This is a genomic window from Caldimonas brevitalea, from assembly GCF_001017435.1.
Classification (GTDB): domain Bacteria; phylum Pseudomonadota; class Gammaproteobacteria; order Burkholderiales; family Burkholderiaceae_C; genus Caldimonas; species Caldimonas brevitalea.
Map to the genome: position 1 here is coordinate 2,429,836 of NZ_CP011371.1, position 26,289 is coordinate 2,456,124.

The following is a 26,289-nucleotide window of genomic DNA, read 5'->3' on the forward strand; positions in this document are numbered from 1 at the left end:
TTGGCCGCGACCTGGGGTCAGGCGCCCGGCTTGGTGACGAACACCGTGATCTCGACGCGCCGGTTCTTCGCGCGCCCGTTGGCCGAGTCGTTGGGCGCCACCGGCTCGGAATCGGCACGGCCTTCGGCCTGCAGACGCGAGACGTCGGTGATGCGACGACCCAGCAGGGTGGCGACCGACTTGGCTCGCTCCTGTGAAAGATGCCAGTTCGACGGGAAGCGTGCCGAGCGGATCGGCTGGTTGTCGGTATGCCCGGTCACGAGGGCGAGGCCGGTGACCGACTGCACGGCGTCGGCGATGCGCAGCATCAGCGCCTCGCGACCGCTCTCGAGCGTCGCGCTGCCCGGCTCGAACAAGCCGTCGCCGCGGATCGTCACGATGCTGCGGTCGTCGAAGTCGCGCACCTCGACCAGCCCCTGCTGGATTTCGGGCGCGAGAAACTGGGCCAGCCGCGGCTTTTGTGCCGGCACCGGTGCCGGCAGTGCGGCCGCGCGGGCGCGGATGCCGGTGATCGACGCGAACAACGGGTCGGAGGCCCGGTTCAGCGCATAGCTGAAGCCCATGTAGCCGCCGAGGAGCACCAGGGCCGTCACCGCCCCGAAGATCCACAGCGGCATCGCGGTCGCCCACTTGCGCTTCGGCAGCACCGCCGGCGCCCAGTTCTTGGCCAGCGCCTGCTCGAACGCGCCGCGTTGGCGGCGGATCAACTGGGCCAGCCGCTCGCGTAGCAACTGCAGCTCGCTGCGGCCGTTCTCGATCACCCGGTACCGCCCCTCGAAGCCGAGCGTGATGCAGGTGTAGATCAGTTCCAGCAGGTCGAGGTTGTCGGCCGGGTTCTGGGCCAGCCGGGTCAGCAACTGGAACACTTTCTCGCCGCCCCAGGCCTCGTTGTGGAACATCACCAGCAGGCTGTGGCGGCCCCACACCCCCGAGCCACCCCAGGGCGTGCTGGCGGCCGTCTCGTCCAGCACCGTGCACAGGATGTAGCGGGCGGCAATGACCTTTTCGTTGGCGATGTTGGCCGCCCGTGCGGTGTGCTCGAACTGCCGTATCCCCTGCGCCAGGTTGTCGCGCAAGCCGGCGACGTCCTGGTGCACGGTGATCGAGCGCATCTGCGGGATCAGGTTGAGGAGCGGATTGGCCGCGGCGATGAGCGGGTTGAAGCCGGCCGGGTGGTAGGCGATGTCCTGCGCCGCTTCACGCGTGAAGCCGGCGCCGCCCCCGGTGGGGAGGCCTGCCGGACGCGCGCCGGGCGTGGGCATCACGAAGGTCTTGCCGTTGTCGAAGCCGGCGAACGGGTCGTGGGAGGGGCTCATCAGAGGTCGCCTTCAAGGTGGCATGTAGGGATCGGCGCGGCAGCGAGGGACAGAAGACCCGGGGACAAGGCGGATGCCGGCCGCCTCAGCGCTCGCGGATGGCCCAGAACTCCAGTTGCAGGCCGGGGAACTCGCCGGCGATGTGCATCGCCATGGCGCCCGATTTCTTCAGTTGTTCCCAGAGGTCGCCGTGGCGCTCCAGCTCGAAATAATGAAAGCCGGCGTGGTAGGGCAGCTCGCGCGGCGCCACCGCCAGGCCTCGCAGCCCGATGCCCGGCAGCTGCAGATTGACCAGGTCGCGGATCTTGTCGACCGGGCCCAGCTTGACCTGGGTCGGGAAGCGCGAGCGCAGTTGCTCGCCCGGCAGTTGCGCATTGACCGCCAACACGAAGTTGGCCCCCTTGAGCAGTTCCAGGTCGGCGATGGTTGCGGTGCGCACGCCGTATTTGCGGTCGATCAGGTCGATCGGGATCGCGCGCTGTTCCAGGACCGTGCCCAGCAAGGCGCGCAACTCGGCGACCACCGGGGCGAAGCAACGCTCGACGTCTTCGTGCAGGTACTCCGGCATCGGCCGCGGGCGCCGGGTCGGGCTGCCGAACACCGCCAGGTCGCCGGCGGCTTCCAGACAGGTGCGGTAGAGCAGTTCCGGGTGCACCAGGTAGAGCTGGGCGAGGTGGGCGAAGACCGGCTCGTAACGGTTGACACTTTGCAGCATCAGGAAATCGGCAATCTCGGCGACGCCGCCCGAACCCGGTTTGCCCAGCCGTCCGGCGAGCGCCTCGCCGCGTTGCGACAGCAGTGCCTGGATCTCGCGTGCGTAGCCGGCGAGGCGGGCGTGGCCGGCCACGGCCAGCATCGGCGGGATGTAGCTGCGGTCGACCAGCAGCTGGTTGTCGGCCTTGCGCTCGACCACGCGCAGCACGCCGGCGGCCTGATAGGCCTGGGTCGCGTCGCGTTGCAGCATCAGCCGCGCATTGAGATCGCCCACCTGCAGGTCGGCCAGGTTTTCGAAGTCGGCCGACGCATCCTGGACCTGCGCGTCGCGCGCGGTGTAGCGCAACAGCGCCGCGTCGGCTTCGCCATCCAGCCCGGCTTCCTGGGCGCCGGGGCGGCGCGACGGCACGGCCAGCACCACCACCGCATCCTTCACGTCGGTCGGGAAGTCGAACGCGGGCGGCAGCGGGTCGAGTGCAGGCGCGTCGATGGGCGTGCCATCGGGCAGCACACCGCGGATCTTCAGCAGCTGCACGCGGCCGAGCATCAGGCTGGCATCGTCCAGCTCGTACTCGACCCAGCCCCAGCGGTATGCGGCGGCCGAGGCCAGGCGCTGGTCGACCCAGCGTTCGATGTGGCGGTCTTGTTGTTGAAAGTGCTGGGGCTGGAGGAACATGCCCTCCGTCCACACCACTCGGCGAAAGCTCGACATGTATCCGCTTCCCTGCTGAGGACGTGATGTTTTGGAATGAGGTGAGCCGGCGGCTGTGGCCTCGCCTTACTTCCGCGCGACGGCCAGTTCGACGGCGCGCGGACCTGCGTTGATGCGCACCACCTGCGACTTGCCCAGGTTCAGGGCGCCGACCGCGCGCCAGCGTGCATGCTCGAGATCGCGGTAGGCGACCATGACCGCCACATAACGTGTGTCGGGCTTGGTATCGCGCTTGAAGCTGAGGGTTTGGCCCGGTTGCAGCACGAACTCGTCGCGAGCGTTGAGGTCGGCCGCCAGCGTTTCGCGGTCTTTGTCGAACAACGAAAAGAAATCGGCCGATTCGAAAGCGGCCGGCGTTTTCAGTTCATACACCCGTACCATCGCCGGCGAGGGACGGTTGCGGCTGTCGGGGTTGAGCAAGGCGTTGCCCGCCAGCTGCACTTCGACCCGCGTGGGCTTCGGGCCGCCCGCGCACGCTGCCAGCAACAGGCCGAGCAGTGCCGCGAACAGCCATTTGAAGAGCAGGTGAAGGCGAGGGGACGTCATAGGGTGGTGTTCCGTTCGGACTGCCTGAGGGCAGCGGAGGGTGACAGCAGAAGGGGAGGGGTGTCCAGCGGACACGGCGAAAGATGCCGCACGGCTGCCCCGGTGCCGCACGATTATGGGTCGCGCGAGGTCCGGAAGAAAGCTTTGACAGGCGCGAACACCAAGAACTAGGGGGCCCCCGCGCGGGGGTGTACGGGCCCGCACGGGCGTTTCCTGCTGGGGCCGAGGCCCCGCCGCCAGGCCGCATGGAGCAAGGGCTGACACCGATCCCCTAACCCTTGGGGTAGCGGCTTCAGGTGGGCCCTCCTAGACTGCCCGCAATCCTGACAACTTGGCGTGCTGCACGCTCTACCGAGGTTCTTCCGTGATCGATGTCGATGCTTTGCTGGCTCCCGTCTCCGAGTCCGCCCCTTGCGGGGAAGACCTGGAGTACGACGCCCACTTCATGGCGCTGGAGCAGGCAGCCCGCGGCAAGGCCGAGCAACAGTTCGGCGACACGGTGGTGGCCGCGGAAGAGCCCGACTGGACCGGCGTGGTCGACGCTGCCACTGCCTTGCTGGCCCGCACCAAGGACCTGCGCGTCGCCACCTATCTGGCGCGCGGCCTGGCCCGCACCGGCGGCCCGGTCGGCCTGGGGCAAGGCCTGCAGGTCCTGGTGGGGCTGTGCGAACGCTACTGGGACCAGCTCTATCCGCAGCTCGATCCCGACGATGGCAACGACCCCATCATGCGCATGAACGCGCTGGCACCGCTCGCCCATCCCGAAGCGGGCCTGCGTGAGTTGCGCGACGCCAACTGCGTGCGCACCCGCGCTGGTGCCATCACCGTCAAGCAGATCGAGTACGCGCTCGCACTCAAAGAGGCGCCGGCCGGCCAGAGCGTGCCGTCCGAGCCCGAAATCCTCTCCGCCTTGCGTGAGGCGGCGGCTGCCGACGCCGGTTTCCTCGACGCCGTCCGCGCCGCAGGGCAGCAGGCCAATGCGCTGCAGAACTGGCTCAACGAGCGGGTCGGTTCCGAGCAGGCGGTGGACCTGCGTCCGTTGCGGGTGATCCTGAACGCGGTGGGCAAGCTGGTCGACCAGGTGGCGGCCGAAGCGGCGCCGGCCGCGACTGCGCCGGCCGACGGCGACGCGAGCGAGGCCGCCGCGGCGTCGGGCCAGGCGGTGGTCAAGCCCGTTGCGGCGGGCGAACTGCGCAGCCGCGACGACGTGATCCGCCTGATCGACCGTGCGATCGAATTCCTGGAGCGCAACGAACCGACCAATCCGGCGCCGTTGCTGCTGCGACGTGCCCAGCGCTTGATGACGATGAACTTCCTCGAGATCATCGAGGACATGACGCCCGACGGTGCCAGCACGGTGAAACACCTCGCCGGCATCCGCGAATGAGGCGACGGCTTGCAGCCCGACCGCCCTGGCGCGCCACCCTTTTGATGGCTGCCCCGCAGCTTGTTTGATTTCGACGACCTGGACCGCCGCGACTGCACGCGCCGTTCCGCCTCTCAACCGTAGGAGAACTCCATGGCCACCAGCAGCCAGAAATTCATTGCCAGGAACCGTGCGCCGCGCGTGCAGATCGAGTATGACGTCGAGTTGTACGGCGCCGAGAAGAAAGTCCAGCTGCCCTTCGTGATGGGGGTGTTGTCCGACCTGTCCGGCAAACCCGCCGACCCGCTGGCGCCGGTGGCCGACCGCAAGTTCCTCGACGTCGACGTCGACAACTTCGACTCGCGCATGAAGTCGATGAAGCCGCGCGTCGCCTTCCAGGTGCCCAACACACTGACCGGCGAAGGCAACATCGCCGTCGATATCACCTTCGAAAGCCTCGACGACTTCTCGCCGGCCGCCGTGGCCAAGAAGGTCGACGCGCTGAACAAGCTGCTCGAAGCTCGCCAACAGCTGGCCAACCTGGTCACCTACATGGACGGCAAGACCGGCGCCGAAGAGCTGATCGCCAAGGTGCTGAACGACCCCGCATTGCTGCAGTCGCTGGCCGTGAACAAGAAACCCACCGAGGAAGGCGGGGCGGCCTGAAGGCGCTCGTGAACTCGCTCGTATCACTCAGGAGTCACTGATGGCTGACATGCAACAACAGCAAACCCAGCTCGAGGGCGTCACCCTCGAGGGCAACGAGCTGACCTCGCTGCTGCAAAAAGAATTCAAGCCCAAGACCGACGAAGCCAAGTCGGCGGTCGAGCAGGCCGTGCAGACGCTGGCCCAGCAGGCTTTGTCGCAGACCAAGCTGATCGGCAACGACGTGGTCAAGTCGATCGAGGCGATGATCGCCGAGATCGACAAGAAGCTGTCGGACCAGATCAACCTGATCCTGCACAACCCCGATTTCCAGAAGCTCGAAGGCGCCTGGCGCGGCCTGCACTACCTCGTCAACAACACCGAGACCGACGAGCAGCTGAAGATCCGCGTGATGAACATCTCCAAGGTCGACCTTGGCAAGACGCTCAAGCGCTACAAGGGCACCGCCTGGGACCAGAGCCCGATCTTCAAGCGCGTCTATGAAGAAGAGTACGGCCAGTTCGGCGGCGAGCCGTTCGGCTGTATGGTGGGCGACTACTTCTTCGACCACAGCCCGCCCGACGTCGAGCTGCTGGGCGAGATGAGCAAGGTCTGTGCGGCCGCCCACATGCCCTTTATCAGCGGCGCGTCGCCGACGACGATGCAGATGGAGACCTGGCAGGAGCTGGCCAACCCGCGCGACCTGACCAAGATCTTCACGACGCCGGAATACGCGGCCTGGCGTTCGCTGCGCGAGTCCGACGATTCGCGCTACATCGGCCTGGCGATGCCGCGCTTCCTGTCGCGTTTGCCGTACGGTGCACGCACCAACCCGGTCGAAGAGTTCGACTTCGAGGAAGACACCGGCGCGGCCGACCACCACAAGTACACCTGGGCCAATGCCGCCTATGCGATGGCGACCAACATCAACCGCTCCTTCAAGGAGTTCGGCTGGTGCTCGCGCATCCGCGGCATCGAGTCGGGCGGCGCGGTCGAGGGCCTGCCGGCCCACACCTTCCCGACCGACGACGGCGGTGTGGACATGAAGTGTCCGACCGAGATCGCGATCTCCGACCGGCGCGAGGCCGAGCTGGCCAAGAACGGCTACATGCCGCTGGTGCACCGCAAGAACAGCGACTTCGCCGCCTTCATCGGCGCGCAGTCCCTGCAGAAGCCGGCCGAGTACGACGACCCGGACGCGACCGCCAACGCCAACCTGGCCGCGCGCCTGCCGTACCTGTTCGCGACCTGCCGCTTCGCGCACTACCTGAAGTGCATCGTGCGCGACAAGATCGGCTCGTTCAAGGAACGCGACGACATGCAGCTGTGGCTGCAGAACTGGATCACGCAATACGTGGACGGCGACCCCGCCCACTCATCCGAATCGACCAAGGCGCGCAAGCCGCTGGCTGCCGCTGAAGTCGTGGTGGAGGAAGTAGAAGGCAACCCCGGCTACTACACCTCTAAATTCTTCCTGCGACCGCACTATCAGCTCGAAGGCTTGACCGTCTCCTTGCGGTTGGTGTCCAAGCTGCCGTCAGTCAAGGGGGCATAAGCCGCACCTGGGCTTACTGAGGGACCGGCTCATGAGGGGCCGGCGAAGAAGACGCAGTACTTTTATCAACGCTGTCATTGCAAATAGGAGCGCGACATGGCTGTAGATATGTTTTTGAAGATTGACGACGTCAAGGGCGAGTCGGTTGATGCGAAGCACAAGGGCACGATCGACGTGCTGGCCTGGAGCTGGGGCTTGTCCCAGTCCGGCACCACCCACCTGGGTGGTGGCGGCGGCTCGGGCAAGGTGTCGGTGCAAGACATCTCCCTGACCAAGTACGTCGACAAGTCGACCCCGACCCTGATGCTGGCCTGCTGCAACGGCAAGCATTACAAGGAAGCCGTGCTGACGGTGCGCAAGGCCGGCGAGAAGCCGCTCGAGTACATCAAGATCACGATGAAGGAAGTCATCGTGGCCAACCTCAGCACCGGCGGTTCGGGCGGCGAAGACCGTCTGACCGAGAACCTGACGCTGAACTTCGCCGAGTTCAAGGTCGAGTACACCCCGCAGAAGCCGGACGGTTCGGGCGAAGCGGTGGTCGAGTCGGCCTGGAACATCGCCGAGAACGTCAAGGTCTAACGCAACCGCGTGACCCTGCGCAGGCCCCATGTGGGCCTGCGCCTTCTTGTTAACGCGCCGTGCGTGGACCAAGACGCCACGACGCGGACCACGTCTGTTGAACGGAAGCCTGCCATGTCTTACGGCGATATGTTTCTCAAGGTCGACGGCACTCGCTCAGGGGGCATCAAGGGCGAGGCGAACGACCAGATCCACCGCGACGAGATCGACGTCGTCGGCTGGTCCTGGGGCATGCGGTCGGCCAGCGCGATGAGCGGCGCGGGCACGTCGGCCAAGACCACCGTCGAATCCCTGCACGTGACCAAGGAAGTCGACGCCGCGTCGACCGCCCTGATGTCGGTCATGCGCAACAACGAATTGCTGAAGAAGGTGGTGCTGTCGGTGCGCAAGTCGGGCGGCCTGCCGATCGACTATCTCGTCGTCACGCTCGAGCAGGCGCGCATCACGTCCTACGACGTGACCACGCTGAGCGACGCCAACGACATCCTGGCCGAGCGCATCACCTTCTCGTTCCAGAAGATCCTGGTCGAATACAGCGCCCAGGACGACAGAGGCATCAAGAAGGGCAGCAGCAGCTTCACCGCGGAGGTGAACTGACATGGCCGACCTGCTCAACTCCGAAGCCCATTTGCGCGCGGGCGACCCCGCGGCCGCCCTCAAGGCGCTGCAAGACGAAGTGCGGGCCAAGCCGGCCGATGCGAAGAAGCGCGTGTTCTTGTTCCAGCTGCTGTGCGTGCTGGGGCAATGGGAGCGCGCGCTGAACCAGCTCAACGTCGCCGCCGAACTCGACCCGTCCACGCTGGCGATGGCGCAGACCTATCGCGAAGCGATCAAGTGCGAGCTGCTGCGGGCTCAGGTGTTCGAGGGCCGCAAGGTGCCGATGCTGTTCGGCGAGCCCGAGCCCTGGATCGCGCTGCTGCTCGAAGCACTGCTGCGCGAGGGCCAGGGCCAGGCCGCCGATGCGCGCGCCTTGCGCGACCAGGCGTTCGAGCAGGCGCCGGCCGGCACCGGCAAGCTGGGCGAGACGCCGTTCGCCTGGATTGCCGACGCCGACATGCGGCTCGGCCCGGTGCTCGAAGTCATCATCAACGGCAAGTACTACTGGGTGCCGTTCGCCCGGCTCGCCAAGCTGACGCTGGAAGCGCCCGCCGACCTGCGTGACGCGGTCTGGATGCCCGCCCACCTGCAATTCGAAAACGGCGGCGAAACGGTCGGCTTGATCCCCACCCGCTACGCCGGGAGCGAGAGTGCCGGCGACGGCCTGCTGGCGCTGTCGCGCAAGACGGTCTGGCAGGAGCCGTCGGCCGGGTTTTATGTCGGTAGCGGCCAGCGTGTGCTGACCACCGACGGCGGCGACGTGCCCTTGATGGACGTGCGCTCGATCGAGTGGGACCTTGCGCCCGCCGACACGTCCGCCGAAACGCCGGCAACGGAGTGAGCACGACGTGGCAGAACTGACCCCGCAGGAGCGGCTCCAACCGGCCTTGCTCGACCGCCTGACCGACGACGATCCGTCGAAGACGGTCGAGCCGCGCGAACAGCGGGTGCTCAGCAAGACCCGGCTGCGCGAGGCGGTACTGCGCGACCTGGCGTGGTTGTTCAATGCCACGCGGATGTCGGGCGAGGTCGATTGGGCACGGCATCCGCATGCCTGTCGCTCGGTGATCAACTTCGGCCTGCCGGCGCTGTCGGGCGAGACCGCGTCGACGCTCGACATCGTCAACCTCGAAAGCGAGGTCAAGCGCTCCATCCTCGACTTCGAGCCGCGCATCATGGCGTCGAGCCTGAAGGTCGAGGCGCTGGTGTCGGAGCTGCAGATGGATCACCACAACGTCGTCAGCCTGAAGATCTCGGGTCACCTGTGGGCGCAGCCGGTGCCGTTCGAGTTGCTGCTGCGCACCGAGGTCGACCTCGAAACCGGGCAGGTCGAGATCCAGGAACTGACCCGCTGAGTCGCTTCCCGTGCCGATGTATTTGCCCCTGCTTGCCCGCGCGGCCCATGCCGCCCGGCACCTTTGATCGAGTCGTAGGACACCATGGACCCCCGGCTGCTGCGCTACTACAACCAGGAACTGCAACATCTGCGCGAGATGGGGGCCGAGTTCGCCCAGCAGTTCCCCAAGATCGCCGGCCGCCTCGGCATGGACGGCATCGAAGTCGCCGACCCGTATGTCGAGCGCTTGCTGGAAGGTTTCGCCTTCCTCGCCGGCCGTGTGCAGCTCAAGATCGACGCCGAGTTCCCGCGCTTCACGCAGCGGCTGCTCGAGATCGTCTACCCCAATTACCTCGCGCCGATGCCGGCGATGGTGATGGCGCAGTTCCGGCCCGACCTGAACGACGGCAACCTGGCGCGCGGCTTCAAGATCGCGCGCGGCAGCACGATGCGCAGCCTGCTGGGCAAGGGCGACGAGACGCCGTGCCAGTTCCGCACCGCGAGCGACGTGACGATGTGGCCGATCGAGATCGCCTCGGCCGCGTACTTCTCGTACGCCCCGGACCTGCCGCTCAACCAGGTGCCGGGCGGTCGCCGTATCAAGGGCGGCGTGCGGCTGCGTCTGCGTTGCACCGCCGGCCTCAACTTCAACCAGATCGAGCTGGACTCGCTGCGCCTGCATTTGTCCGGCGGCGACGACATCGCCTACAAGCTCTACGAGGCCATCCTCGGCAGCACGATGGGCGTGATGGTGTTGCCGCCGCAGCGGCCGGTGGTGTGGCAACAGATGCTGCCGTCGACCACGGTGGTGCCGGCCGGCTTCGGCGACGACGAGGCGCTGCTGCCGACGGGGCTGCGCAACTTCCAGGGTTACCGGCTGCTGCAGGAGTATTTCAGTTTCCCGCAGCGCTTCATGATGTTCGACATCCAGGGGCTGGCCCCGGCCCTGCGCCGCCACAACGGCAACGAGATCGAGGTCGTGCTGCTGCTGGAACGCGGTGACGCCTCGCTCGAAAACGTCGTCGACGCCGGCAACTTCTCGCTCTATTGCGCGCCGGCGATCAACCTGTTCGAGCGGCGCTGCGACCGTATCCACATCAGCGACAACCAGCACGACTACCACGTGGTGCCGGACCGCACCAAGCCGATGGACTTCGAGGTCTACGACGTGCTCTCGGTCACCGGCTACGGTGTCGGCGCCGACAGCGAGCACCGCTTCCTGCCGTTCTATGCCGCCTTCCATGCCAAGGAAGCGGGGCACCAGGCGTATTACAGCCTGCAGCGCGAGCCGCGCTTGCTGTCGACCGAACAAAAGCGCCGCGGCGCCCGCTCCAGCTACGTGGGCAGCGAGGTCTATCTGTCGCTGGTCGACCCGAAGGAGGCGCCGTTCAGCGAAGACCTGCGCCAGCTGGCCGTCACCGCCTTGTGCACCAACCGCGACCTGCCGCTGCACATGCCGCTGGGCGCCGGCAAGACCGACTTCGTGCTCGACATGGCCGCGCCGGTCGAGAGCGTGCGGGCCTTGCGCGGGCCGTCGCGGCCGCATTCGGCCATCCGCGAGGGCACGGCCAGCTGGAAGTTCGTCAACCAGCTGTCGCTCAACTATCTGTCGCTGGTCGACACCGACGAGCGCGAAGGTGCGGCCGCGCTGCGTGACCTGCTGTCGCTCTATGCGCAAAGCGGCGACGCCAGCCTGCTCAAGCAGATCGACGGTCTGCGCAGCGTGCGCACCCAGCCGACGGTGCGGCGCTTCCCGGTGCCCGGCCCGATCACCTTCGGCCGCGGCCTCGAGATCCAGCTCGAGGTTGACGAGTTCGCCTTCCAGGGCGCCAGTGCCTTTTTGTTCGGCGCGGTGCTGGCAAGCTTCTTCGGCCGCTACGTCTCGATCAATTCCTTCACCGAAACCGTGCTGCGCTCGACCAGCCGCGGCGAGCTGATGCGTTGGGTGCCGAAGTGCGGAAGCCGAGCCATCCTGTGAAACTGTGGCAAGCCCTCGAGGCTGCCCCGTACCGCCACGATTTCTATTGGGCGATGCGGCGCATCGAGTGCCATTACACCGACAAGCCGCGCCTGGGCCTGGGCCAGCGCCCGGTCGACGAGCCGATCCGTCTCGGCCAGGAGCCGGCGCTCGACTTCGCCCCGGCCTCGCTGTCGGGCTTCAAGCCGGCGACCGGCGGTTATCCACCACGGCTAGAGGTGCGATTTTTCGGCGTGTTCGGCCCCAACGGCCCGTTGCCGCTGCACCTGACCGACTACGCCCGCGAACGCCTGCTGCACCACGGCGACCGCAGCATGGCGCGGTTCGCCGACGTGTTCCACCACCGCATGCTGCTGCTGTTCTACCGCGCCTGGGCGCAGGCGCAGCCGACGGTGGCGCTCGACCGTCCGAAGGATGACCGGTTCGCGAGTTATGTCGGCTCCCTGTTCGGCATCGGCGCGCCCACCTTGCAGCGGCGCGACGCGATGCCCGACAACGCCAAGCTGCATTTCGCCGGGCTGCTGGTGCGCCAGGCCCGCAATGCCGACGGCTTGTGCGCCTTTTTGCAAGGCTATTTCGGGCTGCCGACGCAGATCGAACCGTTCGTCGCGCACTGGATGCAACTGCCGCAGCACCAGCGCACCCGGCTGCAGCGCGAGCCCGACACCGGCAAGCAGCTGGGCGTGGGCGCCGTGCTCGGCAAGCGGGTCTGGGACCGCCAGCACAAGTTCCGGGTCCACCTGGGCCCGCTAACGATGTCCGAGTATCTGCAGTTCCTGCCCGGCGGCGAGGCGCTCGAGCCGCTGGTGGCCGCGGTGCGGCAGTACATCGGCTTCGAGCTCGACTGGGACGTGCGCTTGATCCTGCGCGCCGACCAGGTGCCACCCGGCCGGCTCGGCAAGCACGCGCGCCTTGGCTGGACCTCCTGGGCCGGCCGGCGCCGCGACGCGAGCGACGCCCACCCCTTGACCCTGAACCCCGAGCAGGTGCGCAGCCGGATGACCCGGCGGCCCGCCACGCCCACCCACCCCACGACCACCCCCCGCGCGGATGCCGCTGGATGACGAACCGTATCGAAGGAGAGAACCATGAGTGAGATCAGCCGAGTGGCGCTGTTCGGCAAGCTGAACAGCGTGGCCTACAAGGCCGTCGAGGGTGCAACCGTGTTCTGCAAGCTGCGCGGCAACCCTTACGTCGAGCTGGAGCACTGGGTGTCGCAGATCGTCCAGGTGCAAGACAGCGATTGGCACCGCATCATCCAGCACTTCGGGCTCGACGTCTCGGTGCTGGCCAAGGACATCACCAATGCGCTCGACCGGCTGCCGCGCGGCGCAACGGCCATCTCCGACCTGTCCGACCACATCACCAATGCGGTGGAGCGTGGCTGGGTCTACGGCTCGTTGAAGTACGGCGAGTCGCAGGTGCGCACCGGCCACGTGCTGGTCGGCTTGCTGAAGACCTCGTTCCTGCGCAGCGCCTTGCTGGCGATCTCGCGCCAGTTCGAGCGCATCCGCCCCGACGATCTGGCCGAAGACTTCGCCAAGATCGTCGCCGGCTCGCCGGAAGAGGGCATGCGCCCCACCGACGGCACCGGCATGGCCGGTGCCGCGCCGGGCGAGGCGAGCGGCGCGATGGCCGCGCCGCAGATGGGCAAACAAGAGGCGCTGAAGAAGTTCACCGTCGACCTGACCGAGCAGGCCCGCGCCGGCAAGATGGACCCCATCGTCGGCCGTGACGACGAGATCCGCCAGGTGATCGACATCCTGATGCGTCGGCGCCAGAACAACCCGATCCTGACCGGCGAGGCCGGCGTCGGCAAGACCGCCGTGGTCGAAGGTTTCGCTCAGCGTATCGTCAAGGGCGACGTGCCGCCGGCGCTCAAGGATGTCGAGCTGCGCACCCTCGACATCGCGCTGCTGCAGGCCGGTGCCAGCATGAAGGGCGAGTTCGAGCAGCGCTTGCGCCAGGTGATCGAGGAAGTGCAGGCCTCGCCCAAGCCCATCATCCTGTTCATCGACGAAGCCCACACGCTGGTCGGCGCCGGCGGCGCGGCCGGCACCGGCGACGCGGCCAACCTGCTGAAGCCGGCGCTCGCGCGCGGCACGCTGCGGACCGTGGCGGCCACCACCTGGGCCGAGTACAAGAAATACTTCGAGAAAGACCCGGCGCTGACGCGGCGCTTCCAGGTGGTGCAGGTCGACGAGCCGTCGGAGCAGAAGGCCATTTTGATGCTGCGCGGTGTCGCCAGCATGATGGAGAAGCACCACAAGGTGCAGATCCTCGACGAGGCGCTCGAAGCCGCGGTCAAGCTGTCGCACCGCTACATCCCGGCGCGCCAGCTGCCGGACAAGGCCGTCAGCCTGCTCGACACCGCGTGCGCGCGGGTCGCCGTGAGCCTGCACGCCACCCCGGCCGAAGTCGAAGACAGCCAGCGCCGCATCGAGGCGCTGGAAACCGAGCTGGCCATCATCGGCCGTGAAAAGACCATCGGCATCGACACCACCGAACGCGAGGCGGCCGCCAACACCTTGCTCACTGCCGAGCGCGAACGGCTGGCCGTGCTGAGCGAACGCTGGACGCAGGAAAAAACCCTGGTCGACCAGCTGCTGGCGATCCGTGCCCAGCTGCGCGGCGGCGTGCGCGCCGTCGAAGGCACCGGCAGCACGCTCGAAGCCAAGGCCGAGGCCGCGACGCCCGACGAGCACAAGCTGACCGACACCGACCGCGCCGCGCTGCTGGAGCAGCTCAAAGGCGTGCAGGCCCAGCTGGTCGCGCTGCAAGGCGAGAGCCCGCTGATCCTGCCGACGGTGGACTACCAGGCGGTGGCGAGCGTGGTGGCCGACTGGACCGGCATCCCGGTCGGCCGCATGGCGCGCAACGAGATCGAGACCGTGCTCAACCTGCCCAAGGCGCTGGGGCAGCGCGTGATCGGCCAGGACCATGCGATGGAGATGATCGCCAAGCGCATCCAGACCACGCGCGCCGGGCTCGACAACCCCAACAAGCCGATCGGCGTGTTCATGCTGGCCGGCACCTCGGGCGTCGGCAAGACCGAAACCGCGTTGGCGCTGGCGGAAGCCTTGTATGGCGGCGAGCAGAACCTGGTCACGATCAACATGAGCGAGTTCCAGGAAGCCCACACGGTGTCGACGCTGAAGGGCGCCCCCCCGGGCTATGTGGGGTACGGCGAAGGCGGCGTGCTGACCGAAGCGGTGCGACGCAAGCCCTACAGCGTGGTGCTGCTCGACGAGGTCGAGAAGGCTCACCCCGACGTCCACGAGATGTTCTTCCAGGTGTTCGACAAGGGTTTCATGGAAGACGGCGAGGGCCGCTTCATCGACTTCAAGAACACGCTGATTTTGCTGACCACCAACGCCGGCACCGAGCTGATCTCCAGCATGTGCCGCGACCCCGAGCTGCTGCCCGACCCGGAAGGCCTGGCCAAGGCACTGCGCGAACCGCTGTTGAAGATCTTCCCGCCCGCGCTGCTGGGCCGGCTGGTCACCATTCCCTACTATCCGTTGTCGGACGAGATGCTGGGCCGCATCGTCAAGCTGCAGCTGGGCCGCATCAAGAAGCGCATCGAAGAGCGCCACAAGGTGCCGTTCGAGTATTCGGACGAGGTGATCCAGCTGGTCGTCTCGCGCTGCACCGAGAGCGAGTCGGGCGGCCGCATGATCGACGCCATCCTCACCAACACCATGCTGCCCGACCTGTCACGCGAGTTCCTGACCCGCATGATGAAGGGCGAGACGGTGCCGAAGGTGAAGGTGGGCGTCGCCGACAACAATTTCTCGTACAGCTTCGAGTGACGCGGCCCGGTCGGCGTGAGCACCACCACGGAAAGGACAGGTAGGCGATGAAGCGGCGCAAAACCCTCAAGAGCCCGGCTCACCTGAGCCTGCCCGACGCGATGCGCGTGGCCATCGAGTTGCACCGCAAGGGCGCGCTCGGCGAGGCCGAAACGCTCTACGGCCGTATCCTCAAGCTCGCGCCGCGGCACGCTGACGCGACCCACTTCCTCGGCGTGCTCAAGCACCAGCAGGGGCGGGGTGAAGAGGCCTGGGAGCTGATCGAGCGTTCGCTGGCGCTCAACCCCAAGCTGCCCGACTGGCACAGCAACGCCGGCAACGTGCTGCTCGAGATGGGCCGGCTCGAGCCGGCAGCCGAAGCCTACGAGCTGGCGGCCGCGCTGTCGCCCGAGCGGGCCGACATCCACAACAACCTGGGCGTGCTGCGGCGCGCGCAGCGACGCCTCGACGAGGCGGAAGTCGCCTACCGGCGCGCGATCGAACTCGACCCGCAATTCGCCGATGCGTACAACAACCTCGGCAACCTGTTGTCCGACCGCGGCCAGACGGGCGATGCCCTGGACCAGTTCCGCACCGCCCTCCGGTTCAAGCCCGGCCACGCCGAAGCGCGCAAGATGCTGGGGATCGGCTACTACGCCGTCGGCCGTATCGCCGAGGCGGCCGAGGTCTACCGGGAATGGCTGGCCCAAGACCCGGGCAACCCGGTCGCACAGCATTACCTGGCGGCCTGCTCCGGTGAACAGGTGCCCGAGCGCGCGTCCGATGCGTACGTCGAAAACACCTTCGACCGTTTTGCGCACAGCTTCGACGGCAAGCTGGCGCGTCTCGGCTACCGAGCGCCTCAACTGATCGCCGACGCGGTCGTGGCCGCCTGCGGCGAGCCCGCGAAGGCGCTCGCCGTGCTCGATGCCGGCTGCGGTACCGGGCTGTGCGGCCCCTTGCTCGCGCCGTATTCCCAGCGGCTGGTGGGTGTCGACCTGTCGGCCCAGATGCTGGCCAAGGCGGCACCGCGGGAGGTCTACGACGAACTGGTGAAGGCCGAGTTGACCGCCTTCATCGAGGCCGCGCCGGCCACCTACGACCTGATCGTCTCGGCCGACACCTTGTGCTATTTCGGCGACCTTGCCGCCGTGTGCCGCGCCAGCCGCCGTGCCCTGCACACGGGGGGCTGGCTGATCTTCACGGTCGAGGCCTACCCGGACGACACGCCGGGCCCCGGCTTCCACCTCAACCCCCACGGCCGCTACAGCCATCAAGCCCGCTACCTGAAGCAGGTACTCGCCGACACCGGCTTCGAGGTGCAGCACCTCGACGGCCAGGCCTTGCGCAACGAAAACGGCAAGCCGGTCGAAGGCTGGGTGGTGACCGCAAGGGCAGTTGTCCCGCCAGGTTAGGGATACAGCCCGCGCCCGACCTTGCGCACAATGCAGCCACTCGAACACGAGCGCTTCGAATCGGTCGTTCTGGGTTTGGACAAGGCGCCGCTGCGCATGGGGAAGGTCGGAAGTTATGTCACGCGTGATGGAGATCAGCACGCCTCTGGGTGAGGACGTGCTGCTGTTCCGCTCGATGAGCGCGAACGAGGAACTGGGCCGCTTGTTCGAGTTCCACATCGAAGTGCTCTGCGAGCGCGACGACATCAACCCCGACGACCTGCTCGGCCAGAACGTCACCGTGAAACTGGAGCTGCCCCACGGCGGGCAGCGCTGCTTCGACGGCTACGTGACGCGCTTCGGCTACAGCGGCTACCTCGGCCGCTACCACCGTTTTCAGCTGACCGCCCGGCCGTGGTTGTGGCTGCTGACACGCACCAGCGACTGCCGCATCTTCCAGAACAAGACGGTGCCCGAGATCCTGGCCCAGGTGTTCGACAAATACCCGGCCGCCGCGTTCGAAAGCCGATTGACGGGCAGCTACAGCCCCAAGGACTATTGCGTCCAGTACCGCGAGACCGACTTCAACTTCGTCAGCCGGCTGATGGAGCAGGAGGGGATCTACTACTTCTTCGAGCACCAGGACGGCAAGCACACGCTGGTGCTGGCGGACGGGCCCAGCGCGCACGTCCCGTTCCCGGGCTATGACAGCATCCCCTTCGTCCCGCACGACCGCGGCGGGCGGCTCGAACAGGAATACGTGGCGGGGTGGTTCTACTCGCGCGAGATCCAGCCGGGCGCCTACGTCATCGACGACTTCGACTTCATCAAGCCGAGCACCGATCTGCGCGTGTCGACGCGGCGCCAGCGCGAGCATGCGCAAGCCACCGGCGAGTACTACGACTACCCCGGCGAGTACCGCAACGCGGCCGACGGTGAGCACTACGTCAAGATCCGGCTGGAAGAGCTGCAGGCCCGCCACGAGTTGGTCGAAGGCGCGGGCAACGCGCGCGGCCTCGCGGTCGGTGCGCTGTTCTGCCTGACCGGCCATCCGCGTGTGCAGGCGGCGCGCGAGCATCTGGTGGTGCGCTCGACGCTCGAGCTGGAATACAACGAATACGAAGCCCAGGCGTCGACCGGCGCCAGCTTCCGCTGCAGTTTCGCCGTGCTCGACAGCCGCGAGACCTTCCGGCCGATGCGCGTCACGCCCAAGCCGACGGTGCAGGGGCCGCAGACGGCCATCGTGGTCGGCCCGTCGGCAGACGAGATCCATACCGACGAGTTCGGCCGCGTCAAGCTGCAGTTCCACTGGGACCGGCGCGGCGAGTCGAACGAGAACAGCTCGTGCTGGGTGCGCGTGTCGCATCCGTGGGCCGGCAAGAACTTCGGGATGATCGCGATCCCGCGCATCGGCCAGGAGGTCATTGTCGACTTCCTCGAAGGCGACCCCGACTGCCCGATGATCACCGGCCGCGTCTACAACAAGGAGCACATGCCGCCTTGGACGCTGACCGAGCACAAGACCCGCACCGGCATCGTCACCCGCTCCACCAAGGGCGGCTCGACCAGCAACGCCAACGAGCTGCGCTTCGAGGACAAGAAGGGCGAGGAAGAGGTTTATGTGCATGCCGAGCGGCAGCTGCGCACCGAGGTCGAAGTCGACGAACTGCGCGACGTCGGCCGTGACCGTACGACGAACATCCACGGCCACGACAAGCTGACCGTCGACAAGGAGCGCCACGAGCATGTCAAGGGCGACCAGCGCAAGCTGACGGTCGACAAGCTGAGCGACCGCACCATCAAGGGCGGCGAGGTCGAGGACATCTCGAAGGGCTTGAAGACGACCATCCACGGCGGCCACCAGCACACGGTGACCGACGGTGGCCAGATCATCAAGGTGACCGGCGACGTGCAGGAAGACATCATCGGCGGCTTCTTGCAGACGGCCAGCAACGGCATCGACTTCACGACGCCGATGAACTTCATGGCCACGGCCACCGCGGGGATCACGTTGAACACGCCGGCGGTGGCGACCGTGATCGGCGGCACCGGCGTCGTCATCAACACGCCCAAGCTCGACATCATCGGCGGCGCCAAGATCACCGCGGTCACGCCGGACGAGAGCAACATCAAGGGCAACGAGTTCGCCGTGGTCGGCATCAAGGGCGAGATGGTGGGCGTTGCGATGTCGACCACCGGCGTCAACATCGAGCAGAAGCAGCTCGAGATGGCGGCGACCACCTGCAAGGTCGAGGTGGTGAACGTCGACGTGGAAAGCGAAACGCTCAAGTCGATCACCGCAGCGCTGCACGTGTCCAACCCCGCGACCCAGATCGTGATGGGTTCGCTCGCGTTGGCCAAGGTCGGCATCAAGATCATCGGCTGAGCCTGGAGGCGGAGTGCGTCGCATGAGTGTCTGGTGGGGTTTCGGCATTGCCTTTGTCGTGCTGATGTTGGTGGTGGTGGTGGTCGCCCGTGACCAGCACCGGGTGGAGAAGCTGCGCCGCGAGGGCATCGCGGCGCGGGCTACGGTGCTGCAGGCTCGGCAGACCGGCACCTGGGTCAACAAGAACCCCGAGATCGAGTTCCGCCTCGGCGTCGAGAAGCCGGGGCAACCGCCCTATGAGGTCACGCTGAAGAAGACGGTGCCGGTGCTGAACCTGACGTCGGTGCAGGTCGGCTCGGTGCTGCAGGTGCGCGTCGACCGCGAGAACCCGCAGCGGCTGGCGTTCGACGAGCCGTGGGCGCGCTGAGCCGACATGAGGGTTTTGAAACCGCAACACCTGTCGGTCCTGCACCGCTGCTTCGAGCGCGAGGGCAAGGCCTGGTTGTGCGTCACCACCATGGCGATGCTGCAGCTCGGCGACAGCCCCCGGCTGCGCTCCGAGCAGGAGCTGTGGCAGGCCGTGCCGCCGCTGCTGCCGCCCGACGTGCCGCTCGACGCTTGCATGCCCAAGACCGGCGGCGAGTATCTGGTCACCGGCCGCGCCCATGCGCCGGCGGGTGATGCACCACGGGGTGGCGTCGAGGTCGAGGTGCGCCTCGGCTCGCTGTCCAAGCGACTGCATGCCTTTGGTGAACGCGTCTGGGCAGGTGACCGTGCCTGCGACCCGGCGCCGTTCACCCCGGTACCGCTCGATTGGACCCAGGCCTATGGTGGCGCCGGCTTCGAGGCCAACCCGCTCGGCATCGGCCTGAGCCCTGCAGCCGACGGTCAGCCCCAGGCGTTGCCGCGCCTCGAGTACCCGCATGCGCCCAGCCGCGGCCCGCAAACGGCCATCACGCCCGCCAGTTTCGCGCCGCTGCCGCCGATGTGGCCGCAGCGCAAGCGGCACGACGGCACCTATGGCGAGGACTGGTTGAAGCAGGACTATCCCGGCTTCCCGCGCGACCTGAACTGGCGTTTTTTCAATCTCGCCAGCGAAGACCAGTGGCAGCCGCGGCCCTTCACGGGCGACGAGCCCTATGAATTGCGCCATCTGCACCCCGAGCTGCCGGTGCTGTCCGGCCGACTGCCGGGCATCCGTCCGGTGGTGGCGGTGCAGACGCATGCGATGGACGCCGAACGGGCCCGCTTTCTCGACTCGCAGCTGACCACGGTCTGGTTTTTCCCCGAGCTGCAGGCCGCGGTGCTGGTCTGGCACGCGCTGATGCAGGCCGAGAACGAGTTTGCCGACGAGGTCAGCCGCATCCTGGTGGCCGCCGAATGGAGCGCACGGCCGCGCGAGCGCGCGCACTACCTGCGCGCCATCCGCGAGCGCCTCGACGAGACCATCGGCGGCATCAAGATGCTCGAAGACGAAGAGCTGCTGCCCGACGGCCTGGTGACGGTCAACGAGGCGCTCGATCGCCACCGCCGCCTGCTGGGCGCCGCGCCGATCTCGCTGCAACGGGTGGACGAGAAGCTGGCACAGGCCCAGGCCCAGCTGCGCGAACGCCTGCAGAGCCAGTTCGGCGCCGCTGCGGCGCAAGGCCTCGATCAGTCGCAGGCGCAGCTGCGGCGTGAGCTGTCGCTGCCCGATCTGGCCGCCGCAGCCGCCCACGACCCGAAAGCCTTGATGGGCCTGGCCAAGACGCTGCAGCAACAGGCGCCGGCGCTGACGGCCAAGGCCGCGTCGCTGGTCCAGCAGCGCGGCGCCGCCAGCCTGCAGGCGCTGCGGGCGTCGGGCGGTGCGCACAACACCGCGCTGCAAGCCATCCTGCCCAAGCTGAAACCGTCGGCCGCCAGTGCCGCGCAGGCCAGCGGCCCCAACCTGGTGGCCGCGCTCGAAGCCGGTTTGGCCGAGCTGAGGGCCGGGCTGCCGCCGGCGCAGGCTGAGGGCCTGCCCAACATCGACCCGAAGCTCAAGGCGCTGGCGTCACAGTCGGGCGGACAGCACGAGCGCATGGCGCGTTTGGTGGCCCACATGCAGGCGCCGCCCTCCGCGGTGGACGCTGGCATCGCGGCGCGCTGGCGCGACGGCGCCAGCCGGGCCCGCGAGCAAGGCCGCAGTTTCGCGCGCCTCAAGCTCGGCGGCGGCAATTTCGCCGGCATGGACCTGTCGGGCGTGGACTTCACCGAGGCCCAGCTGGAAGGCGTCGACTTCACCGGTGCCAACCTCACCGCGGCCATCTTCAAAGGCGCGTCGCTCGCGCACGCGGTGCTGCGCCAGGCCAAGCTCGACAACGCCGTGTTCGACGACGCCAACCTCGGCAAGGCCGACCTGCAAGGCGCGAGCTGTGTCGGCGCGAGCTTCGCCAATGCGACGCTGCACCACACCCGCCTCGACGAGGCAGTGATGTTCGGCAGCCGGCTCGCGAAGCTGACCCTGCTCGAGGTCTCCGCACTCAAGACGCAGTGGGTGCAGGTGGACCTGAGCCACGCGGTGTGGGTCAAGTCCCAACTGGCCGGCGGCAATTTCACCCGGGCCCGTTTGCCGCGCGCGTCGTTCATCGAGTGCAGCTTGCCCGAGGCGGTGTTCGCCCAGGCCAACCTCGAGTCGGTCGATTTCGTCACCTGCAACCTCGAGCGCGCCGTGCTCGATGGCTGCGAGGCGCCCAACGTGCGTTTCGTGCACGGCAGCCGGCTCAACGGCGTGTCGCTGCGCGGCAGCCAGGCGCCGCGCAGCAGCTGGCGCGGCATGCCGCTGCAAGGCGCCGATTTGTCGCATGCGGTGCTCGACGGCGCCGACCTGGCCGAGGTGCAGGCGAGCGGTGCCAATTTCTACCGCAGCAGCCTGAAGGGCGCGATGCTGATGAAGGGGCAGTTCCAGCAGGTGTCGTTCGCCGGCAGCAACATGATGAATGCGATCGTGCAGCACGCGCAGTTGCAGGGCGCCGACCTGCGCGGCACCAACCTGTTCGCCGCCGACTTGATGCGCATCGACGTCGACGCCGACACCCGCTTCGACGGCGCCTTGCTGAGCAAAGCCCGGACACAGCCGCAACGTAAGGTCGAGCGCCCCGAGCCGCGCAAGGGGGCGGCGTGAGCACCATCACCTTGCACGAGATCCAGCGCCGTATCGCCGATCGGCACCCGGTCCACGAGGTCAGCCTGGCCGGCGTCTCGCTGGCCGGTGCGCAGCTGGCGGGCGGCGTCTTCCTGCGCGTCGATTTCAGCGGTGCAGACTTGAGCGGTGCCGATTTCACGCAGGCCACGCTGACCGAATGCCGCTTCGACGGTGCCCAGCTGCGCCAAAGCCAGTGGCGCATCGCCACCGTGCACCGTTGCCGCTTTGCCCGCGCCGGGCTCGAGCAAGTGCAAGGCGTCGGCGCCACCTTCAGCGAATGTGCCTTCGATTCGGCACGCATGACGGGTGCGCAGCTCGAGCTCGCCAACTTCGCGAAGTGCCGCATGAGCCAGGCCTCGCTGCAGGGTGCGGACTTGCGCCAGGTCGGCTGGCTGGAATGTGAACTCGACGGCGGCGACTTCAGCGGCGCCTTGTTGGAGCGCACGGTGTTCCATCGCGCCGACCTGCGCCGCGCGCAGCTGGGGCCCGCGCCGCAGGCGTGGCAGTGCGTGTTCACCGAATGCGACCTGAGCGGCATGGCACTGCCCGGCAGCCGCTTCGAGCGCTGCCAGTTCATGGAAGCCAAGCTGGCCGGGTGCGACCTGTCGCAGGCCCTGCTGGACGGCAGCAACTTCAAGGGCGCCGACGTGCGCCAGGCCAACTTCGCCGGCAGCCGCGCAACCCAAAGCCTGTGGGTGCAAGCGGTGGCCGATGGCGCGCGTTTCGACGCTGCGCGCTTGACCCAGTCGGTGTGGATGGACGCGAGTGCGGTGCAGGCCAGCTTTCGCGGTGCCTGGCTCGAAGAGTCGGTGCTGCAGCGCCTGCGCGCCGCGCGAGCCGATTTCGACGGCGCCACCTTGCGCTACGCCGACCTGAGCCATGCCGACCTGAGCGGCGCGCGTTTCGAAGGTGCGGTGATCGAGCGCGCCTCGCTGCGCGGCGCGCAATGCGACCAAGCGTGGCGTTTGCGCCGCGAACAAGCGGCGCCCGACGACGCCGACCATGCTGCCGCGGAAGCGTGGCAACCGATGTTGTGACGGTGCGTGCACCGTGGACCGGGAGATCTGGATGTTGATGCAAGCCGACGACGAACTGTTCGTGCAGGGGGTGATCCACGAGATCGGGGAGGTGGAGCGCACGCTCGATGCCACCGTCACGGTGTCGACACCTTACGGCCTGCGCCGTGCCCGGCTGGCCGCTTCGTGCCTGGTCCGGCCCGGCCCCGGCGACACGGTGCTGGTGGCCGGCCGCGGCGATGCCTGCTTCGTGCTGTCGGTGCTCGAGCGCCATGCCGAGGGCCCGCTCGAACTGCACCTCGATCGCGACACCCGCCTCGACGTGCAAGGCCAGCTGAGCGTGCAGACCACCGGTGCGACCCGCTTCGGCTCGGCCACCGAGGTGGCGATCGACGCGCCCAGCGTCGAGCTGCGCGGTGACAAGGTGGCGCTGACCGGCGCGCAGGTGAGCATCGCCGCGCAAAGCCTGACCTGGATGGCCGACACGCTGGAAGCCACGGCCCGCTGGTGCCGCCAGGTGGCCGACGTCTGGTCGCTGCGCGCACGGCACCACCAGCGCGAGGTCGAGGAGATGGAGCTGGTGCGTGTCGGCCATCTCGACCTCCAGGCCCAGCAGGTGATGAATCTGCGGGCGCGCCACACGGTGCTGCGCTCCGACGAGTTGACCAAGGTCGACGGCAAACAAGTCCAGGTGGGGTGACCGACGATGTTCGCGAACAACCAGATGGGCGGCATCGACATGGCGTTCCCGGACGTCTGCCTGACGCCGATGCCGGCCCCGGTGCCAATCCCCTATCCCAACATCGCGGCCGGCCCGATGGGCGTGCCGGCGGCCTACAACGTGTTGTGGGGCCTGGCGCCGGCGCACAACCTCAGCACCATGGTGCCGCTGACCAATGGCGACAACGCCGGTGTCGCGATGGGGGTGGCGTCGGGCATGGTGATGGGGCCGTCGCGCCACCTGACGGCAGCGTTCACGGTGCTGGTCGGCGGCATGCCCGCCACCCGCATGACCAGCATGTCGCTGCAGAACAGCACCAACGCGCCAGGCATGCGCATTGCGCCGAGCCAGGTCAAGGTGCTGCTGCTCGCTCCCTGAGGCGCGAGAAACCGGCCTGCACCTAGTGAATCACCGGCGGCGGGCGCCTCGACCTCAAGTTAGGGGAGGGGCCTTGCGCCTGCCGGGGGGCTTCGTTAGCCTCGAAAGCCAACCGGGCCAGCGGTGGGACGGCATGGTGCCCGCCGAGAGGCGACACCTGACGCAGCGCGGGCCCTGAAACCGAGCCAAATTCAACCATGCTCCAGATCCGAGTTGTAAGCGTGGCCGGCCATGCACCGACGGCGCCGATGGGCGCCCAGTTCGGCCCGGCGGGCGGCACCATCGGCCGCAACGAGGGCAACACCCTGGTATTGCCCGACGACGCCAAGACGATTTCCCGGCAGCAAGCCCTGATCCAGATGCAGGGCGGGCAATACGTGCTCATCGACAAAGGCGCCAACCCGACGCTGCGCAACCGCGCACCGGTCGGCGCCGGGCAGAGCGTGCCCCTGGTGCCCGGCGACGAGCTGCGCATCGGGCCTTATGTGCTGCTGGTGGAGGGGCCGGCGACACGTCCGGTCGATCCGCACAGCACGCAGGTGAACCCGGGCGGTCTGGCCGCCGTGGCGAGCACACCGGGCCGTCCGGCGACAGCGCCGGGGGCGGCCTTCGATCCTTTCGCGCTGCCGCCGGCCGGCGCACCGGGCGGTGCGCATACCGACCCCTTCGCCGACCTGTTCAGCACGCCGCCCGCCGCGCCGGGGAGCAGCCCTCCGGCACGTCCCGCACCCGAGGCGTTCGGTCTCGGCCCTGCCCCGGCGCCGCCGGCGGTGCGTCCGCCGTCGCCGTCGGCCGGTGCGGCGGCCATCCCGGACGATTTCGACCCCTTCGCCAGTTTCTCGGGCAGGAGTGCGGGGGCGGCACCTGCGCCCGCCCCCGGCTTTGCGAGCACCGGCATCCCGACCACTGGCAGCTTCAACCCGTTGAGTTCCGGGGCGCGCCGCATGCCGCCCCCGATCCCGTTCAATCCGCAGGCAGGCCACGAAGACCTGCTCGGCCCGGCGGTCGAGAAATCGGCGTCGATCGACGAGCTGTTCGGCCTGGGCGGCGCGCCGGCCAACCCGCTCGACGTGCTCGGCCCCGGCATCGGCTCGGCGCCCGGCAATTCGCAGCCGGTGGACGACCCGCTCGCGTTGTTCGGCGGCACGCCTGCCGGCGCCCGCGGCGCCGGGGCGGCACAGCCGGATGACACGCCGGCGATCAACTCGGCCTTTGCGCTACCCGACCCGATCGCGCCGGGCGCTCCCGGTGGGCGGGCCACGGTGCCCCCGCCGCCCCCGGCGTCTCGCCCCGCCGCTGCGCCCCTCCCGCCGCCACCCGGCGGTGTGAGTGCCAAGGCGATCGACGACTTGCTGGCCTCGGTCGGCCCGCTCGACCCCAAGGGTGCCACCGGACAGTTCCGCGTGGCACAGCCCGCCCATCCGACTGCGCCCCTGCCACCCGCGGCAGCGCCGGCGCCGGCGGCACCGTCCGCGGCAGTGCCGCCGGCACCGGGTGCTGCGGCGGGCGCTGCTGCACCGGGGGCCGCAACGCCGGCCGGGTCCCAGGTCTCCGTCGACGCGTTGATGTCGGCCTTTTGCGAAGGATTGGGCAGCCCGGTGAACCTGCCGGACGGCGTGACCGAGGAGTTCATGTTTCGCATGGGCGGCCTGGTGCGCGAAGCCGTGCAGGGCACGGTGGACCTGCTCAGGGCGCGTGCCGTGACGAAACGCGAGGTCAAGGCCAGCGCGACCATGATCATGGAGCGCAACAACAACCCGCTGAAGTTCTCGCCCGACGCCAAAACGGCCATGCTGTACCTGGTGTCTGGCCGGCTCAACCCGGCCTTCATGCCCCCGATCACGGCGATGCGCGACGCGTATTACGACCTGCGCTCGCATCAGTTCGGTTTCATGGCGGGCACCAAGGCCGCGCTCGAAGGGGTGTTGGAACGCTTCGAGCCGCAGCGGCTCGAGGGGCGCCTTTCAACCCGTGGCTTGGTCGAATCGCTGATCCCGGCGGCCCGCAAGGCGCGGCTGTGGGACCTGTTCACCGAGCTGTACAAGGAGATCGCGCGCGAAGCGGAAGACGATTTCCACGCGCTGTTCGGCCAGGCTTTCCTGAAGGCCTACGAAGAACACGTCGAGGCGCTGCGGCGCGACGTGCCGCAAGAGTAA

Annotated in this window: 21 protein-coding genes; 18 read left to right on the forward strand and 3 right to left on the reverse strand. The window is 68.0% G+C overall.

Annotation, left to right across the window (positions count from 1 at the left end; translation table 11 throughout):
* Window positions 1-17: 17 nt before the first annotated feature.
* From AAW51_RS10865 to tssJ, 3 genes are all read right to left on the reverse strand, one after another.
* Window positions 18-1,316, reverse strand: coding sequence for a DotU family type VI secretion system protein (locus tag AAW51_RS10865; RefSeq protein ID WP_047194636.1), 1,299 nt, complete (start codon window positions 1,314-1,316; stop codon window positions 18-20).
* Window positions 1,317-1,401: 85 nt separating this feature from the next.
* A complete protein-coding gene (tssK, locus tag AAW51_RS10870; protein ID WP_047194637.1) occupies window positions 1,402-2,742 on the reverse strand; it encodes a type VI secretion system baseplate subunit TssK in 1,341 nt (446 codons plus the stop codon).
* A gap of 66 nt (window positions 2,743-2,808) precedes the next feature.
* The gene (gene tssJ, locus AAW51_RS10875) at window positions 2,809-3,288 is read right to left on the reverse strand and encodes a type VI secretion system lipoprotein TssJ (RefSeq protein ID WP_047194638.1); all 480 of its coding nucleotides are present in this window, start codon (window positions 3,286-3,288) and stop codon (window positions 2,809-2,811) included.
* 364 nt (window positions 3,289-3,652) lie between these two features.
* On the opposite strand from tssJ, the gene tssA reads away from it, so the two are divergent.
* The 18 genes from tssA (at window position 3,653) to tagH (ending at window position 26,289) form a co-directional block, all read left to right on the forward strand.
* Window positions 3,653-4,675, forward strand: coding sequence for a type VI secretion system protein TssA (tssA, locus tag AAW51_RS10880; RefSeq protein WP_047194639.1), 1,023 nt, complete (start codon window positions 3,653-3,655; stop codon window positions 4,673-4,675).
* A 132-nt stretch (window positions 4,676-4,807) separates the two neighbouring features.
* The gene (gene tssB / locus AAW51_RS10885) at window positions 4,808-5,320 is read left to right on the forward strand and encodes a type VI secretion system contractile sheath small subunit (RefSeq protein WP_047194640.1); all 513 of its coding nucleotides are present in this window, start codon (window positions 4,808-4,810) and stop codon (window positions 5,318-5,320) included.
* Between the two features lie 49 nt (window positions 5,321-5,369).
* Window positions 5,370-6,854, forward strand: a complete 1,485-nt coding sequence (gene tssC, locus AAW51_RS10890; protein ID WP_417903616.1) for a type VI secretion system contractile sheath large subunit — start codon at window positions 5,370-5,372, stop codon at window positions 6,852-6,854.
* Window positions 6,855-6,950: 96 nt separating this feature from the next.
* Complete coding sequence (locus AAW51_RS10895) at window positions 6,951-7,433, forward strand: Hcp family type VI secretion system effector (protein ID WP_047194642.1); 483 nt, start codon at window positions 6,951-6,953, stop codon at window positions 7,431-7,433.
* Between the two features lie 114 nt (window positions 7,434-7,547).
* Window positions 7,548-8,030, forward strand: coding sequence for an Hcp family type VI secretion system effector (locus AAW51_RS10900; RefSeq protein WP_047194643.1), 483 nt, complete (start codon window positions 7,548-7,550; stop codon window positions 8,028-8,030).
* A gap of 1 nt (window position 8,031) precedes the next feature.
* On the forward strand, window positions 8,032-8,871 hold the full coding sequence (locus AAW51_RS10905; protein WP_157359792.1) for a type VI secretion system accessory protein TagJ: 840 nt from the start codon (window positions 8,032-8,034) through the stop codon (window positions 8,869-8,871).
* A 7-nt stretch (window positions 8,872-8,878) separates the two neighbouring features.
* The gene (gene tssE / locus AAW51_RS10910) at window positions 8,879-9,385 is read left to right on the forward strand and encodes a type VI secretion system baseplate subunit TssE (RefSeq protein ID WP_047194644.1); all 507 of its coding nucleotides are present in this window, start codon (window positions 8,879-8,881) and stop codon (window positions 9,383-9,385) included.
* An 84-nt stretch (window positions 9,386-9,469) separates the two neighbouring features.
* Entirely contained in the window at window positions 9,470-11,344 is a 1,875-nt protein-coding gene (gene tssF, locus AAW51_RS10915; protein WP_047194645.1) for a type VI secretion system baseplate subunit TssF, read from the forward strand.
* Complete coding sequence (gene tssG / locus AAW51_RS10920) at window positions 11,341-12,408, forward strand: type VI secretion system baseplate subunit TssG (protein WP_238947827.1); 1,068 nt, start codon at window positions 11,341-11,343, stop codon at window positions 12,406-12,408. Before tssF ends, tssG begins: the two co-directional genes overlap by 4 nt.
* 24 nt (window positions 12,409-12,432) lie before the next feature.
* The gene (gene tssH / locus AAW51_RS10925) at window positions 12,433-15,156 is read left to right on the forward strand and encodes a type VI secretion system ATPase TssH (RefSeq protein ID WP_047194646.1); all 2,724 of its coding nucleotides are present in this window, start codon (window positions 12,433-12,435) and stop codon (window positions 15,154-15,156) included.
* 47 nt (window positions 15,157-15,203) lie between these two features.
* Window positions 15,204-16,550, forward strand: a complete 1,347-nt coding sequence (locus tag AAW51_RS10930) for a tetratricopeptide repeat protein (protein WP_047194647.1) — start codon at window positions 15,204-15,206, stop codon at window positions 16,548-16,550.
* Between the two features lie 115 nt (window positions 16,551-16,665).
* Window positions 16,666-18,915 (forward strand): type VI secretion system Vgr family protein, encoded by a 2,250-nt coding sequence (locus AAW51_RS10935; protein WP_083438213.1) that lies wholly within the window; start codon window positions 16,666-16,668, stop codon window positions 18,913-18,915.
* A gap of 22 nt (window positions 18,916-18,937) precedes the next feature.
* Window positions 18,938-19,282 carry a DUF3592 domain-containing protein gene (locus AAW51_RS10940; protein WP_047194648.1) on the forward strand — a complete coding sequence of 115 codons (345 nt, stop codon included), beginning with the start codon at window positions 18,938-18,940 and terminating at the stop codon, window positions 19,280-19,282.
* Window positions 19,283-19,288: 6 nt separating this feature from the next.
* A complete protein-coding gene (locus AAW51_RS28055) occupies window positions 19,289-21,997 on the forward strand; it encodes a DUF2169 family type VI secretion system accessory protein (protein ID WP_083438214.1) in 2,709 nt (902 codons plus the stop codon).
* On the forward strand, window positions 21,994-23,055 hold the full coding sequence (locus AAW51_RS10950; RefSeq protein ID WP_047194649.1) for a pentapeptide repeat-containing protein: 1,062 nt from the start codon (window positions 21,994-21,996) through the stop codon (window positions 23,053-23,055). The genes AAW51_RS28055 and AAW51_RS10950 overlap by 4 nt, the downstream gene beginning before the upstream one ends.
* A gap of 31 nt (window positions 23,056-23,086) precedes the next feature.
* Window positions 23,087-23,734, forward strand: coding sequence for a DUF3540 domain-containing protein (locus tag AAW51_RS10955; protein WP_169788007.1), 648 nt, complete (start codon window positions 23,087-23,089; stop codon window positions 23,732-23,734).
* A gap of 6 nt (window positions 23,735-23,740) precedes the next feature.
* Window positions 23,741-24,133 carry a DUF4150 domain-containing protein gene (locus AAW51_RS10960; protein WP_047194651.1) on the forward strand — a complete coding sequence of 131 codons (393 nt, stop codon included), beginning with the start codon at window positions 23,741-23,743 and terminating at the stop codon, window positions 24,131-24,133.
* Between the two features lie 197 nt (window positions 24,134-24,330).
* Window positions 24,331-26,289: a type VI secretion system-associated FHA domain protein TagH gene (gene tagH, locus AAW51_RS10965; protein WP_083438216.1), complete on the forward strand. Its 1,959-nt coding sequence runs from the start codon at window positions 24,331-24,333 to the stop codon at window positions 26,287-26,289.

What these genes read in the sequence shown, in the direction of transcription:
- AAW51_RS10865 (WP_047194636.1), bottom strand. Translation starts at nt 1,316, where the DNA reads ATGAGCCCCTCCCACGACCCGTTCGCCGGCTTCGACAACGGCAAGACC.
- tssK (WP_047194637.1), bottom strand. Translation starts at nt 2,742, where the DNA reads ATGTCGAGCTTTCGCCGAGTGGTGTGGACGGAGGGCATGTTCCTCCAG.
- tssJ (WP_047194638.1), bottom strand. Translation starts at nt 3,288, where the DNA reads ATGACGTCCCCTCGCCTTCACCTGCTCTTCAAATGGCTGTTCGCGGCA.
- tssB (WP_047194640.1), top strand. Translation starts at nt 4,808, where the DNA reads ATGGCCACCAGCAGCCAGAAATTCATTGCCAGGAACCGTGCGCCGCGC.
- tssC (WP_417903616.1), top strand. Translation starts at nt 5,370, where the DNA reads ATGCAACAACAGCAAACCCAGCTCGAGGGCGTCACCCTCGAGGGCAAC.
- AAW51_RS10895 (WP_047194642.1), top strand. Translation starts at nt 6,951, where the DNA reads ATGGCTGTAGATATGTTTTTGAAGATTGACGACGTCAAGGGCGAGTCG.
- AAW51_RS10900 (WP_047194643.1), top strand. Translation starts at nt 7,548, where the DNA reads ATGTCTTACGGCGATATGTTTCTCAAGGTCGACGGCACTCGCTCAGGG.
- AAW51_RS10905 (WP_157359792.1), top strand. Translation starts at nt 8,032, where the DNA reads ATGGCCGACCTGCTCAACTCCGAAGCCCATTTGCGCGCGGGCGACCCC.
- tssF (WP_047194645.1), top strand. Translation starts at nt 9,470, where the DNA reads ATGGACCCCCGGCTGCTGCGCTACTACAACCAGGAACTGCAACATCTG.
- tssH (WP_047194646.1), top strand. Translation starts at nt 12,433, where the DNA reads ATGAGTGAGATCAGCCGAGTGGCGCTGTTCGGCAAGCTGAACAGCGTG.
- AAW51_RS10930 (WP_047194647.1), top strand. Translation starts at nt 15,204, where the DNA reads ATGAAGCGGCGCAAAACCCTCAAGAGCCCGGCTCACCTGAGCCTGCCC.
- AAW51_RS10935 (WP_083438213.1), top strand. Translation starts at nt 16,666, where the DNA reads ATGTCACGCGTGATGGAGATCAGCACGCCTCTGGGTGAGGACGTGCTG.
- AAW51_RS10940 (WP_047194648.1), top strand. Translation starts at nt 18,938, where the DNA reads ATGAGTGTCTGGTGGGGTTTCGGCATTGCCTTTGTCGTGCTGATGTTG.
- AAW51_RS28055 (WP_083438214.1), top strand. Translation starts at nt 19,289, where the DNA reads ATGAGGGTTTTGAAACCGCAACACCTGTCGGTCCTGCACCGCTGCTTC.
- AAW51_RS10955 (WP_169788007.1), top strand. Translation starts at nt 23,087, where the DNA reads ATGTTGATGCAAGCCGACGACGAACTGTTCGTGCAGGGGGTGATCCAC.
- AAW51_RS10960 (WP_047194651.1), top strand. Translation starts at nt 23,741, where the DNA reads ATGTTCGCGAACAACCAGATGGGCGGCATCGACATGGCGTTCCCGGAC.
- tagH (WP_083438216.1), top strand. Translation starts at nt 24,331, where the DNA reads ATGCTCCAGATCCGAGTTGTAAGCGTGGCCGGCCATGCACCGACGGCG.